General features: G+C 57.0%; 15 protein-coding genes. 10 read left to right on the forward strand and 5 right to left on the reverse strand.

The features are described 5' to 3' along the window. The first annotated feature begins 55 nt into the window (after positions 1 to 55). From Q8N04_10325 to Q8N04_10335, 3 genes are all read left to right on the forward strand, one after another. On the forward strand, positions 56 to 286 hold the full coding sequence (locus tag Q8N04_10325) for a DUF4926 domain-containing protein (protein MDP3091066.1): 231 nt from the start codon (positions 56 to 58) through the stop codon (positions 284 to 286). A 281-nt stretch (positions 287 to 567) separates the two neighbouring features. Beyond that, on the forward strand, positions 568 to 885 hold the full coding sequence (locus tag Q8N04_10330; GenBank protein MDP3091067.1) for a DUF4258 domain-containing protein: 318 nt from the start codon (positions 568 to 570) through the stop codon (positions 883 to 885). Then, complete coding sequence (locus tag Q8N04_10335; GenBank protein MDP3091068.1) at positions 885 to 1,115, forward strand: YgiT-type zinc finger protein; 231 nt, start codon at positions 885 to 887, stop codon at positions 1,113 to 1,115. The genes Q8N04_10330 and Q8N04_10335 overlap by 1 nt, the downstream gene beginning before the upstream one ends. 492 nt (positions 1,116 to 1,607) lie before the next feature. On the opposite strand, the gene Q8N04_10340 is transcribed toward Q8N04_10335, so the two are convergent. After that, on the reverse strand, positions 1,608 to 1,874 hold the full coding sequence (locus tag Q8N04_10340) for a HigA family addiction module antitoxin (GenBank protein ID MDP3091069.1): 267 nt from the start codon (positions 1,872 to 1,874) through the stop codon (positions 1,608 to 1,610). 273 nt (positions 1,875 to 2,147) lie between these two features. On the opposite strand from Q8N04_10340, the gene Q8N04_10345 reads away from it, so the two are divergent. The 3 genes from Q8N04_10345 to Q8N04_10355 all read left to right on the forward strand — a co-directional run bounded on the left by Q8N04_10345 (position 2,148) and on the right by Q8N04_10355 (position 3,686). Further along, positions 2,148 to 2,459: a hypothetical protein gene (locus tag Q8N04_10345; protein ID MDP3091070.1), complete on the forward strand. Its 312-nt coding sequence runs from the start codon at positions 2,148 to 2,150 to the stop codon at positions 2,457 to 2,459. Further along, positions 2,447 to 2,674 carry a DUF2283 domain-containing protein gene (locus Q8N04_10350; protein MDP3091071.1) on the forward strand — a complete coding sequence of 76 codons (228 nt, stop codon included), beginning with the start codon at positions 2,447 to 2,449 and terminating at the stop codon, positions 2,672 to 2,674. The genes Q8N04_10345 and Q8N04_10350 overlap by 13 nt, the downstream gene beginning before the upstream one ends. 70 nt (positions 2,675 to 2,744) lie before the next feature. Continuing rightward, the gene (locus Q8N04_10355) at positions 2,745 to 3,686 is read left to right on the forward strand and encodes a transposase (protein ID MDP3091072.1); all 942 of its coding nucleotides are present in this window, start codon (positions 2,745 to 2,747) and stop codon (positions 3,684 to 3,686) included. Positions 3,687 to 4,360: 674 nt separating this feature from the next. Here the strand turns inward: Q8N04_10355 and Q8N04_10360 are convergent. The 3 genes from Q8N04_10360 to Q8N04_10370 form a co-directional block, all read right to left on the reverse strand. Next, positions 4,361 to 4,579: a hypothetical protein gene (locus Q8N04_10360; protein MDP3091073.1), complete on the reverse strand. Its 219-nt coding sequence runs from the start codon at positions 4,577 to 4,579 to the stop codon at positions 4,361 to 4,363. 139 nt (positions 4,580 to 4,718) lie between these two features. Continuing rightward, a complete protein-coding gene (locus Q8N04_10365; GenBank protein MDP3091074.1) occupies positions 4,719 to 5,033 on the reverse strand; it encodes a HigA family addiction module antitoxin in 315 nt (104 codons plus the stop codon). Positions 5,034 to 5,046: 13 nt separating this feature from the next. Beyond that, on the reverse strand, positions 5,047 to 5,433 hold the full coding sequence (locus Q8N04_10370) for a type II toxin-antitoxin system RelE/ParE family toxin (GenBank protein MDP3091075.1): 387 nt from the start codon (positions 5,431 to 5,433) through the stop codon (positions 5,047 to 5,049). A gap of 291 nt (positions 5,434 to 5,724) precedes the next feature. On the opposite strand from Q8N04_10370, the gene Q8N04_10375 reads away from it, so the two are divergent. The 3 genes from Q8N04_10375 to Q8N04_10385 all read left to right on the forward strand — a co-directional run bounded on the left by Q8N04_10375 (position 5,725) and on the right by Q8N04_10385 (position 10,726). Then, positions 5,725 to 6,153: a type II toxin-antitoxin system VapC family toxin gene (locus tag Q8N04_10375; GenBank protein MDP3091076.1), complete on the forward strand. Its 429-nt coding sequence runs from the start codon at positions 5,725 to 5,727 to the stop codon at positions 6,151 to 6,153. A gap of 90 nt (positions 6,154 to 6,243) precedes the next feature. Continuing rightward, the gene (gene dnaE, locus Q8N04_10380; GenBank protein MDP3091077.1) at positions 6,244 to 9,705 is read left to right on the forward strand and encodes a DNA polymerase III subunit alpha; all 3,462 of its coding nucleotides are present in this window, start codon (positions 6,244 to 6,246) and stop codon (positions 9,703 to 9,705) included. 55 nt (positions 9,706 to 9,760) lie between these two features. After that, entirely contained in the window at positions 9,761 to 10,726 is a 966-nt protein-coding gene (locus Q8N04_10385; protein MDP3091078.1) for an acetyl-CoA carboxylase carboxyltransferase subunit alpha, read from the forward strand. A 13-nt stretch (positions 10,727 to 10,739) separates the two neighbouring features. Here Q8N04_10385 and Q8N04_10390 read toward each other — a convergent pair whose 3' ends face one another. Continuing rightward, positions 10,740 to 11,333: a hypothetical protein gene (locus tag Q8N04_10390; GenBank protein MDP3091079.1), complete on the reverse strand. Its 594-nt coding sequence runs from the start codon at positions 11,331 to 11,333 to the stop codon at positions 10,740 to 10,742. Between the two features lie 209 nt (positions 11,334 to 11,542). Between Q8N04_10390 and Q8N04_10395 the strand changes: the two genes are divergently transcribed. Further along, positions 11,543 to 12,244 carry a hypothetical protein gene (locus tag Q8N04_10395; GenBank protein ID MDP3091080.1) on the forward strand — a complete coding sequence of 234 codons (702 nt, stop codon included), beginning with the start codon at positions 11,543 to 11,545 and terminating at the stop codon, positions 12,242 to 12,244. The last annotated feature ends 59 nt before the right edge of the window (positions 12,245 to 12,303 follow it).

Consider the following 12,303-nt stretch of genomic DNA (forward strand, 5'->3'; position numbering starts at 1 on the left):
GAACCGATAGGCCGCGGTTGGTCACGGCCTATCCAATGAACCAGGAGTCACGATCATGATTAAAGAGCATGACCTCGTTGTATTAGGAGCCGCTGTTCCTGATGAGGGTCTTGTGGCTGGCGATGTGGGGACCGTCGTCCATATTTATCGTGACGGCCAGGCGTTCGAGGTAGAATTCACTACGCTGGAAGGTAAAACCGCAGCGGTCATCACGGTCGAAGCCTCACAAGTCCGCCCGGTTGGACAACGAGAAATCTCGCACGCCCGCGAACTGGCTCCTAGATGATTTAGGAGCCAGCATAGAAAGGAAAAAGAGATGGTAAAAAGAGATGGGGTCATTAAAAAGAGATGGGGTCATTGCTTGACTTTGCATCTTGACCGCCACGCTTCCATGATGGAGGTCCCTTTCTCTAACTCATCCCACTTCTCAGCAGCGGTAGACCCTACCACCTTGTTACGTTCAGCAATGCCCCCTTCTTGAAAATCTGGGCCATTGACTCCGTCTAGACTCCATCTTATAAGCTTACGGCGTTGACGCTTCCGAACCTGGACAGGAACTACCAATAGATGGATGAGGCTGAAGTTCGTCGATGTGCGGCCAATTGCCGATTCACGGACCACGCTCGAAAGGAGATGGACGAAGAGCCTTTGGGCCGCATTCACCTCGAAGAAGTCTTGCAGATAATCGAGACCGGTGAGATCATCGAACAGTATCTTGACGATACCCCGTATGCGAGCTGTCTTCTCTTGGGATACACGCGATCCGGGAGGCCGCTCCATCTCGTCTGTGCGCCGGTTTCTGCTGAGGAGCGGTTAATCGTGATCACGACCTACCAGCCTGACCCAATCCGATGGGAACTGGATTTGCGAAGGAGGAAGCGCTAATGCACTGCGTCATCTGCAAGAGAGGCACGGTCAAATCGGGAACAGTCCAGGCGGAGCTTCGAGTCGGAACCGACCACCTCATGGTGCCGGTAGAAACGGAGGTGTGTGACGAATGTGGGGAGGCCTATTACTCAACCGAGACTATGCGGCATCTCGAACAAGTGCGCGAAAACTTCCTCCGCAAAGTTATCGTTCCGCCCTCGGTCGGACACGTGTACCAGATTTCTTGACGATCACTGGAAAACTTCTAAGCGAGGGAAAGAGGGAAATGGATGGGGTCATTGCTTGGCTTTGCACCTCGGCACCACGCTCCCATGATGGAGCTTCCCTCTCCAATTCCTCATCCCGCTTCTCTGCTGCACCACCTCTCACGGTGGCACGTTCCGCAATGACCGCTGCTTGACAGTCCGCTGCCATTGACTCTGTCTACGCTCCATTTTATACGCTTACGCGTGGAGCGTTCGCCATGAATCGGCTTACGCCGCTGACGATTTCAGGCCTGGATAGAAATTGCCCATAGATGGATGAGACTGCCGTGCGTCGAGGTGCGGCCAATTGTCGATTTACGGATCACGCTCGAAAGGAGATGGACGAAGAGCCTTTGGGCCGCATTCACGTCGAAGAAGTCTTGCAGATTATCGAGACCTGGAAGAAGAACAATGGGGTGTGAGTATTGACCGAACCGCTTAGCCTTGTATTGCTTTCGTCCTACCGGCCTCAGTCTAAGCAGCGGTCAGCGGGGAGATGTGATTGATCGTACCCTTGATGTTCCGCGCAGCCTCCCACAAGTCCACCGCACGCTGGGCATTCAACCAGAATTCAGGGCTGTTGCCGAATAAACGAGAGAGTCGCAACGCCATCTCAGGACTCACCGCACGCCGCTCCCGCAGCAACTCATTCACCGTCTGGCGAGACACCCGAAGAGACTTGGCAAAGCTGGATACGGTCAGGCCATACTCCGGCAAAAAATCCTCCCGCAGAAGGAGCAAAAGATGGGGTCATTAAGCAAAAGATGGGGTCATTGCTTGACTTTGCACTGCGCTCTGCCTACGCTCCGCCCCCATGGCTCGCCAACTTCGTATGGAATACTCCGCCGTCCCGGAGGGGAACAAGGAACTTGTTCCCCTCCCATCGTACGAAACGCGATGACCAAAGAAATCGGCGACGACCTCGAGGCCGCCCTCGAACAGTTCCGGCTCAGTCACTGCCGACTTTGGCGATGGCGCGATGTCCGCGGATAATCCGAGCGAGATGCAGCCGACATGAAGATCATTCGCTCCATTGCTGGAATTCCTATTCGTCTGACTACCGAGCGCTTTGGGCATATCGCCAAGCGGCACCCTGAAATGGCGGATCAACAAGACCGTATTCTGGAGACCTTGGGGGCGCCTGATTACGTTCAAGAGGGCGACAGCGGAACCTGTATTGCTGTAAAGTCGTATCCGAACACGCCGTTGTCCCAGAAGTCTTGCGCGGTGGTGTATCGGGAACTGAACGACGTGGACGGATTTGTCGTCACCGAGTATTTCACGAGCAGGCCCGCTGTCTGGAGGAGGATTCTATGGAAGCCGTGAAGGTATTTGATAAGAAAGATGTGCCTCTCGATTGGGAATACGATGACGATGCCGACACGCTCTATTTGAGTTTCGGCAAACCGAAGGCAGCTACGGGCCTCGATATCGGACAAGGCGTCATTGTTCGCTACGATGAACAGGCGTGCGAGGTGGTGGGGTTGACCATCGTCGGAGTCGGACGCCGGCTGGAAGAATACGTCAAGACGAAGGCCTGAAGACGAATAAAAAGAAAGAGATGGGGTCATTGCTTGACTTTGCGCTGCGCTCTGCCTACGCTCCGCCCCCATGGCTCGCCAACTGCGCGTGGAATATCCCGGCGCACTCTACCACCTCACCGCGCGCGGCAATGATCAGCAACCGATCTTTCACGACGAGACCGACCGGCAGCATTTCCTGACATTGTTCGGTGACGAAATCCTCCAACAGCACTGGCGCTGTTATGCCTATTGCCTGATGGGCAATCACTATCATCTGCTGCTCGAAACGCCTGAACCGAACCTGAGTCGCGGCATGCGACGCCTCAATGGGTCTTATACCCAGCGCTTTAATTGGCGACATCGCCGGGTCGGCCATCTGCTGCAAGGCCGATTCAAAAGTCTGGTCGTGGAGCGGGAAAGTTATCTCCTGGAACTCTGTCGGTATGTGGTGCTGAATCCCGTTCGGGCGGGAATGGTTGTGGCTCCGCAGGAATGGATGTGGAGCAGTTATGGGGCGACGGCGGGGCTGCGCACGGCGCCGCCGTGGCTAGATGTGACGAGCGTGCTCGGTCTGTTTGATGCAGCCCAAGACCGGGCTCGGCAGCACTATCAGCAGTTCGTCGCGGACGGCGTCGGACGTCCGTCACCGTGGGCTCAAATCACCGGCCAGATTTTTTTAGGAAGCCCGGCATTTCGGGAGCGCATGGCCACGCTCCTGCCTGATCAACGACCGGCGAATGTACCCTTAGCGCAAACTGATCCGACGCGGCTGGACGCGAGAGAAATCCTGAATCACGTCGCGGCAGTCTATGGGATTTCGACCGCAGCCATGGTCGCTCGTACGCATCGAGAGGCCTACCAGACCGCTGTGTGGTTGTTGCGACGCGCCGCGAACGAACCGTTGAACCTGGTTGCCGTGCGATTCGGCGTGTCCGCTTCGCGGATTTCGAAAATTCAAGACTCGGTTGAATCGACGCCCCTCACACCTCAGCAGCAAACGGTAATGGAGCGGTGCAAAGTCAAGCAATGACCCCACTTCTGTGCTACACTTCTGTGCTCCACTCGCAGCCACCGGGGGCACTTTGCCCTATTCCTGGTCAGTAACTCCGGCCTTGCCTAGTGGGTTGGTATTGAATGTCGTCTCTCCTGGAACCATAAGTGGTACGCCGCTCAGTGGTAGCGCTGGGACAAAGACCTATACCTTTACAGTCACAGATTCCACTTCACCGTTTAATCAAACAGCAACCAAGCTATTCTCTTTGACGATCAACCTTACGGTGCCCACGTTAGCAATCACATTTCCAACAGGCTCCACACTTCCAGACGCAAATGTAAACACCCTCTATCGTCAAACACTCCTCGCTTCAGGCGGCACCCCTCCCTACACATGGTCTGTCTCTCCTGCTCTGCCCACGTGGCTCCAGCTTGATGCCGCCACCGGAATACTTACCGGTACGCCGACAGCCACAGCCACAATCACCCGAACATACACCGTTCGCGATTCTACATTGCCGACCAACCTCACCACTCCACGATCGATCACCATTCGCGTAAGAAACTAGCCATCTCCTCCATCGGTTTCACTTCCCCTTCCCTGCCCTCCGAGAATCCGGCCATGGCTTCGTCCTTCGTCCATCTTCATCTGCACACCCAATTCAGCCTTCTCGACGGCGCTCAATCAGATTGAACCACGACCCCCTGCACTTAGGACGCCCACTTCAACTCGAGCTTCTTGTGATGGACGGCACAGTCCCGCAAATACAGGTTGATCAGGTTCTGATACGGCATGCCGAGGTCGGTCGCGATCCCCTTGAAATACGCCACTGTCGTTTTATCCAGACGAATGGTGATCGGCTGTTTTAATTTCGAACTGTACGGGTTCCGCACCCCCTTCATCTTCGAGAAGTCGTACTGCGCTCTCATCTCGTCACCTCCGGTAGTGTGCTGATTCCTGTCGAGTGGCTTTTCTGGCAGATTAGCGAGACCTGGAAGAAACACAATGGGGCGCGAGTATTGCCCGAACCACTTAGTCTTGTATTAGTTTCGTCCTACAAGCATTAGTCTAAGCAGCGGTCAGCGGGGAGATGTGATTGATCGTATCTTTGATGTTCCGCGCAGCCTCCCACAAGTCCACCGCACGCTGGGCATTCAACCAGAATTCAGGACTGTTGCCGAATAAGCGAGAGAGTCGCAACGCCATCTCAGGACTCACTGCACGCCGTTCCCGCAGCAACTCATTCACCGTCTGGCGAGACACCCGAAGAGATTTGGCAAAGCTGGATACGGTCAAGCCATACTCCGGCAAGAAATCCTCCCGCAGCATCACCCCAGGATGCGTGGGCCGGACTTTACGCTCTCGCTTGTTGGGGATGCTCATCGTACACCTCTCCTCAATGATAATCGGCTATCTCAACCTCGTACGCATCGCCATCTTCAAATCGAAAGCACACTCGCCATTGGTCGTTGATGGAAATCGAATATTGCCCAGCCCGGTCTCGTTCCAATTTGTGAAGTCGATTGCTCGGAAGTACAGATAGCTCAGTTACGCTCGTCGCGAGATCAAGATATTCCAGTTTCCGTACTGCCCGCTCCCAGATTCCCGGAGGAAAGCGCTTCGACTTACCGCTCTCGTACAGCTCCCTCGTACGCCTGTCGGCAAAGGTCTTGATCACGCGGAAAGTGTAATGCCATACGTGACACCTGTCAACCTCGGCTCGAACCGGCGGGTAGCAACAGTCGCACAGGACCGTTTCACGGGGCGTGGCAGGGATCTTCATCTCGCTCATTGCCCGCCTTGACATACTGACACTTCATGAGTATGCTTTGACGCATGCGTACAACGATCCGACTCGATGATCAGCTCCTAAAATCTGCAAAACGCTTGGCCCGCGACACAGGCACCTCATTGACCGCGGTCATTGAAGATGCGCTTCGTCAGATTCTGTCTCGCCGAGCGATCAAGCAGCCACGTAATCCTGTGAAACTCACCACGGTCTCAGGCCTCGGAGTCCGCCCCGGTGTGGACCTAGATGATTCCTCAGCTCTGCTTGAGCTCATGGAGCAGTCGCATGGTTCTTCTTGACGTCAATGTACTGGTCTATGCCCACCGCGAGGACTCACCCCGCCACATTGAATATCTCCGCTGGCTTGAAGATCTCGTCAACTCTGATCATGCCTACGGCCTGTCCGATCTTGTCTTAAGCGGTTTTCTCCGCGTCGTCACCCACCCCAAAGTCTTTAATCCACCGAGCGGAACCGATAAAGCCTTGGCATTTGCGGAAGAGTTACGAAACCAATCCACCTGCGCCATCATCAACCCCGGCCCACGTCATTGGGACATCTTTTGCCGCCTGTGCAAGAGCTCAGGGATCAAGGGAAACCTAGTTCCGGATGCCTTCCTTGCTGCCCTGGCTATCGAAAGCGGGAGCGAGTGGGTCACAGCCGATCGCGACTATCATCGCTTCCCCGGTCTTCGTGTGCGCCACCCGCTTGAGTAGTCCCAGATAAATCCACGCTGTCATGTTGTGTCATCACGATCGCCTTCCCCTCGTTTGACTTCCCCTTCCCCGCCCTCCTAGAATCCGGCCATGGCTTCGTCCTTCGTTCATCTCCATCTGCACACCCAATTCAGCCTCCTCGACGGCGCGAATCAGATCGAGCCGCTCGTGCAGCAGATTAAGTCGTTCGGCCAACCGGCTGTAGCCATGACCGACCATGGCAACATGTTCGGCGCGATCGAGTTCTATCGCAAAGCCAAAGATGCGGGCGTCAAACCCATCATCGGATGCGAAGCCTATATGGCGCTCGGAAGCCGCCACGCGAAGAAAGACAGCGGGCTCGCCCATAACGATTATTACCATCTGATTCTCCTGGCCCGTAACCTAACCGGCTACCAGAACCTCATCAAGCTTTCTAGTAAAGCATACCTTGAAGGGTTCTACTATAAACCTCGGATGGATAAGGAACTTCTCAAGGAGCATCACGAAGGGTTAATTGCTCTGTCAGGCTGCCTCAGCGGCGAGATTCCCTACCTCATCGGCCAGAAAGACATGGACGGCGCGATGGCTGTGGCGGGCGAATTTCAAGAGATCTTCGGGAAGGAACACTTCTACCTCGAAGTGCAAGCCAACGGCCTCGATCACCAGCGCATCGCCAATGCCGGCCTGATCGAAATCCACAAAAAGATGAACATCCCGATGGCAGGCACCAACGACTGTCACTACCTCAAAAAAGAGGATTCCCACCCGCACGAACTGATGCTCTGCCTCCAAACCGGCAAGACCCTCAGCGACCCGAACCGGATGAAGTTCGACACCGACCAGCTCTATGTCAAATCGACGGAAGAAATTACGCCGGCCTTTGCCGAATTCCCCGGCGCCGTCACAAACACCTGCCGCATCGCCGACAACTGCGACCTGGAGCTCGTCCTCAACAAGACGCACTTGCCGCAATACAAAGTCCCGGAAGGCTATACGCGCGAATCCTACGTGGAACATCTGGCCATCGAAGGACTCAAGGCCCGGCTGAAAGAACGCCCCAGCACGATTCTACCGGCCGCCTATGAACTGCGGCTGCGCGAAGAGCTGATGGTCATTTGCTCCATGGGCTTTGCCGGCTACTTCCTGATTGTCTGGGACATTATTCGCTTCGCCCGCTCACGCGGTATTCCCGTCGGGCCGGGACGCGGATCGGCGGCGGGCAGTCTCGTCGCCTATGCACTGCGCATCACAGACCTGGATCCGCTCGTCTACAGCCTGCTCTTCGAGCGGTTCCTGAATCCGGAACGTGTGTCCCTCCCCGATATCGACATGGACTTCTGCATGGATCGCCGCGGCGAGGTGATCAACTACGTCGTGGACAAGTACGGCAAGGACCACGTCGCGCAGATCATCACGTTCGGCACGCTCGGCGCGAAAGCGGCCATTCGCGATGTCGGCCGCGTGCTTGAAATTCCCTATGCCGAGGCCGACAAAGTCGCCAAGCTGATACCCAACCAGCTCAACATGACCTTGCAACAAGCCCTTGAGCTAGAGCCGAAGCTCATGGAGCTGGTCAACACCGACGCCCGAATCGCCGAACTCATGAAAGTCGCGCAGTCGTTGGAAGGCCTGGCGCGGCATGCTTCGACGCACGCCGCCGGCGTCGTCATCTCCGAAGGCCCCCTGACCGACCATGTGCCTCTCTACAAGGGGGCCAACGACGAAATCGTGACGCAATACACGATGGGCGACGTCGAAAAGATCGGCCTGGTCAAATTCGACTTCCTCGGTCTCAAGACCCTGACCATGATCCATCGGGCGGAGATTCTCATCAACGAAACGCATCCGGATCGGCCTCCGCTCGCAGTGGAACAGCTCCCGTTCGACGATGTAAAAACGTTCGATCTGCTCTCCTCCGGCAAAACCACCGGGATCTTCCAGCTGGAAAGCTCCGGCATGCGCGATCTGCTCACCGGCTTCCGGCCGGACCGGTTTGAGGACATCATCGCCATCATCGCCCTCTATCGCCCCGGTCCGATGGACCTGATTCCCGACTTCATCAAGCGCAAGCAGGGCAAAGTCCCGATCACCTACGAGACGCCTGAACTTGAGCCGATTCTGAAAGACACCTACGGGGTCATCGTCTATCAGGAACAGGTCATGGCGATCGCCAACAAGATCGCCGGCTTCTCACTGGGACAAGCCGACATTCTCCGCCGCGCCATGGGCAAGAAGAAGCCGGAGGAGATGGAGAAGCTGCGCGTCAAATTCCTGGAGGGCGCGAAGAACAACAAGATCGCCGAGAAGAAGGCGGAGAAGCTCTACGAGCTCATTCAAAAGTTCGCCGGGTACGGATTCAACAAGTCGCACGCGGCGGCCTATGCCGTGGTTTGCTATCACACCGGCTATCTCAAGGCGCACTACCCGACTGAGTTTATGGCCGCGCTCATGACCACGGACATGGGCAACCAGGATAAGATCGTCGGCTACTTCACCGAATGCCGCGACCTCGGCATCAAGGTGCTGGGGCCGGATATTAACGAGAGCGGCAAGAACTTTACGGTCATCGACCGCGCCATCCGGTTCGGCATGGCGGCGATTAAGAACGTGGGCGAAGGAGCCGTCGAATCCGTCCTCGCCATACGGGCAGAGACCGGTCCGTTCAAATCCTTCTTCGACTTCTGCCGCCGCGTCGACCTCCATAAGGTCAATAAACGCATGCTCGAAGGATTGATCAAAACCGGAGCCTTCGATTCCACCGCCGCAAAACGGGCGCAGCTCATGGCCGTGATGGATCAAGCCGTGGAAGACGGCGCCGCCGCACAGCGCGAGCGCGACCTCGGACAAACCAGCATCTTCGGCGACGAGCACAGCGGACCCGATGCCTCCGCCACGCTGGCCACGCCGCCGCTCCCCGCGATCGCTGAATGGGATCAAGCACTGCGCCTAAAATATGAACGAGAGCTGACCGGATTCTACATCACCGCTCATCCGCTCACTCGCTACGAAGCGACACTCAAAGCGCTCTCGACGGCCACAACCGTCGGATTGTCCGACGTGTCCGACGGGAAAGAAGTCCGGATCTGCGGCATCATCGCGTCGGTCAAATCGATGATCACCAAAAAGGGCGATCGGATGGCCTATCTGAACGTCGAAGATCTGCACGGGACCGTCGAAGTCATCGCCTTCCCGGATCTCTTCAAGACCGCCGGCGAGCTGATTGCACCGGAGCGGCTGGTGCGCATCACCGGCACCATCGACCGCGGAGACAAAGGCACCAAGCTGCGGGGTGTGAAGATCGAGCCGCTGGCCGATGTACAAACGCAATCCATCAAGCGCGTCCAGATCAGACTGTCGGATCCATCGGAGACCACCGACCAACTTCCGAAACTGCGCGACATTTTCACGCGTTATCCTGGCAACACGACGGTTTCACTGACGTTCTCGATGGGGAACGCCCTGGAAGCCGATACCGTCCCCCTGCCGAACCACACGATTTCCCCCAGCGAATATTTTGTGGCAGACGTTGAAGAAGTGCTAGGCAAAGGGGCACTGTCTTTGCTATCTTAGTGTACGTAATTGGGGGTATGCCTCCATAGGATTTCACCCTGGAATACCGAGCTCCATGCGCGACTATCTCGAGTTTGAAAAGCCGGTCCGCGAGATCGAAGAGAAGATCGAAAAGTTAGCGGCGGCCAATTCAGGTAAAGCCTCCACGCAGGAAGAAATCCGGAAGTTGCGCGGGAAGCTTGCGCAGGTCGAGACCCAGCTCTATAGCACATTGACCCCCTGGCAGCGGACTCAACTCGCCCGCCACCCCCAGCGCCCCAGCACTCTCGATTACATCAGCGAACTCAGCCGCGGATTTCTGGAACTCCATGGGGATCGCTCCTTCGGAGACGACCGGGCCATCGTCGGGGGATTTGCCAAGTTCAACGACCGTACAGTCATGATCATCGGACACCAGAAGGGTAAGACGCTGAAGGAGCGCATGCAGCGAAACTTCGGCATGCCCAATCCAGAAGGCTATCGGAAAGCCTTGCGGCTGATGCGCTTGGCGGAAAAGTTCGGCCATCCCATCATTACGTTCATCGATACTCCGGGAGCCTACCCCGGCATCGGCGCGGAAGAACGCGGACAGGCGGAAGCCATCGCCCGCAATCTCCTGGTGATGTCGCGGCTCAAAGTCCCGATTCTGTCCGTCGTGATCGGCGAAGGCGGCAGCGGCGGCGCGCTGGCGCTGGGAGTGTCAGACCGCGTCCTCATGCTGGAACATTCGGTCTATTCGGTGATTTCTCCTGAAGGTTGCGCGGCTATTCTCTGGGACAACCCCGCCAAGGTCCCGGATGCGGCCATGGCCCTTAAGATCACGGCCCAGGACCTGATGGGGCTTGGCGTGATCGATGAGATCGTTCCCGAACCCTTAGGCGGAGCGCACCGTGAACCCAAAGCCGTCTGCGACCGGGTTGCGAAAGCCCTCACCAATCAACTCTTTCAACTGCTCGATCTCCCGCACAACGAACTCCTGAACCAGCGCGACCTCAAGTTCCGGAAGATCGGCGCCGTCGAAGGACTCACTGCACTGGCCTAACCGCAACATTCCCCTATCCCAGCAACCCCGCATCCATGAATCGCTGTTGAATCGCTGTTTGCATGGCCGAGGCCACTTCCGCTCGGCAGTCATTTAAACTCTCATCCTGTAAATATCGCTCAATCGTCCGCGGCAGTTTTTTCCACCAGGCTCTCGCCGAGATCCGCACCTGATCCGCTTCGACACCTGTGCAGGCCAGCAGCTTCCGGATCTCGTGCTCGAAGAACGCGACATGCGTTTCTTCGTCATCCACGATGGACTGCATGTCCGGCCGGAGGCCGACCAGCAGCTTGGCAAACTCCAGCCCCAGCGCTTCGTATCCGAACAACAGCACGGCGAGCGACGACCACTGCTGCGGCACAGTCGGCAACACCTCACGTCCCCAGGACTGATAGCCCACCAGCGTTTCAAAATATTTCAAGTGGTCTTCCTCATCGGCTTCATGCTGTTTGAGGAAGGCCAGAACATTCGCCGGCACATCGCGCAACTGCGCCGCTCGCACCGCCCAGAGAGCCATAGCCTCGGCTTTAAGAAATCGCTCCAACAAGGATGGTTCGCACTCCGGCGGCAAGCGGAGCGGCTCAGCGTGATCGTGTAACGGTGACATAATCGACCGTCATAGTACGCGAGCCGCTTTTTATTGTCCAAGAGACCTAGGGGACGCACAGGTTGCCCCGATCCATTGACCAGCGCAAATCCGACCTTCTATTGTCAGAATCCATCGCATTTGAGACAGTACGTACAGCTACTCACCAGACCGGCGATATGTCCACGCACCGTAGATTGACGTCGGTCCACCAACGAGGACAGATTTCCATGAAGAGCCCCACTGCCTTGTCGCTATCGACGCGCCTATGTCCACTCAGCCTCTGCCTCCTCACCAGCGCCTTGCTCACGGGAGTCGGCTGTGTCAGCCAGCAAACTTATGACAAGACCAAAGACGAAACGAATGAACTGACCCGCGCCCTGGATGCGACGCGCACCGACATCACCGAGTTGGAGCAGCGCATTGCGGCGCTGAAGGCCGCGAATCGGCAGGAAGATGCCGTCGCCACCGAGCTGCGCGCGGCCATCCAGCGGGAAGAGGAAACGCTGCCGGTTCTCAGAAAACGCGCGGAAGAGAAGCTCGCCGCTCTCCAAACACAGGTGGCAACCCTTGTGAACCAAAGCCGTCTGCTCGCACGAGAGATGGCGGACGCGAAGCAGGAGGGCGTCTCATTGCAGGCGATGGTCACGCAGCACAAACAGGAGATGGAGGAATCACGTGCGCTGCTCACTCCGATCACACCGGCAACGAGCGCGCAGACCCCACCGACCGTGACGCCGGTTGCTCCCTCGATCACACCGATCAGTCCGGCCGTGCCGCCGCAACAGACGGCACAAGCCGCGCCGACCGCTCCTGTGAAGCCGGCGACCGCGCCTCGTCCGGCTAAGGTGGAACCAGCTCCGGCGGACGAGTCTTGGACCGATTGGATCAAGAACAGGGTATCCAGTATATGGAGTTGGATCTTCAACTAGGCAGTAGCAGTCCGGCCCCGCACAATCCCTGTCGTACCCTTCCGCCGCAGGCCGGAGCA

Origin of the sequence: Nitrospira sp., assembly GCA_030692565.1 — a bacterium.
GTDB lineage: Bacteria > Nitrospirota > Nitrospiria > Nitrospirales > Nitrospiraceae > Nitrospira_D.

Excerpts from the sequence above, each read along its gene's own strand:
- Q8N04_10365 (MDP3091074.1), bottom strand. The coding sequence starts at position 5,033 with ATGAGCATCCCCAACAAGCGAGAGCGTAAAGTCCGGCCCACGCATCCT.
- Q8N04_10325 (MDP3091066.1), top strand. The coding sequence starts at position 56 with ATGATTAAAGAGCATGACCTCGTTGTATTAGGAGCCGCTGTTCCTGAT.
- Q8N04_10395 (MDP3091080.1), top strand. The coding sequence starts at position 11,543 with ATGAAGAGCCCCACTGCCTTGTCGCTATCGACGCGCCTATGTCCACTC.
- Q8N04_10350 (MDP3091071.1), top strand. The coding sequence starts at position 2,447 with ATGGAAGCCGTGAAGGTATTTGATAAGAAAGATGTGCCTCTCGATTGG.
- dnaE (MDP3091077.1), top strand. The coding sequence starts at position 6,244 with ATGGCTTCGTCCTTCGTTCATCTCCATCTGCACACCCAATTCAGCCTC.
- Q8N04_10390 (MDP3091079.1), bottom strand. The coding sequence starts at position 11,333 with ATGTCACCGTTACACGATCACGCTGAGCCGCTCCGCTTGCCGCCGGAG.
- Q8N04_10330 (MDP3091067.1), top strand. The coding sequence starts at position 568 with ATGGATGAGGCTGAAGTTCGTCGATGTGCGGCCAATTGCCGATTCACG.
- Q8N04_10360 (MDP3091073.1), bottom strand. The coding sequence starts at position 4,579 with ATGAGAGCGCAGTACGACTTCTCGAAGATGAAGGGGGTGCGGAACCCG.
- Q8N04_10385 (MDP3091078.1), top strand. The coding sequence starts at position 9,761 with ATGCGCGACTATCTCGAGTTTGAAAAGCCGGTCCGCGAGATCGAAGAG.
- Q8N04_10370 (MDP3091075.1), bottom strand. The coding sequence starts at position 5,433 with ATGAAGATCCCTGCCACGCCCCGTGAAACGGTCCTGTGCGACTGTTGC.
- Q8N04_10335 (MDP3091068.1), top strand. The coding sequence starts at position 885 with ATGCACTGCGTCATCTGCAAGAGAGGCACGGTCAAATCGGGAACAGTC.
- Q8N04_10355 (MDP3091072.1), top strand. The coding sequence starts at position 2,745 with ATGGCTCGCCAACTGCGCGTGGAATATCCCGGCGCACTCTACCACCTC.
- Q8N04_10345 (MDP3091070.1), top strand. The coding sequence starts at position 2,148 with ATGAAGATCATTCGCTCCATTGCTGGAATTCCTATTCGTCTGACTACC.
- Q8N04_10375 (MDP3091076.1), top strand. The coding sequence starts at position 5,725 with ATGGTTCTTCTTGACGTCAATGTACTGGTCTATGCCCACCGCGAGGAC.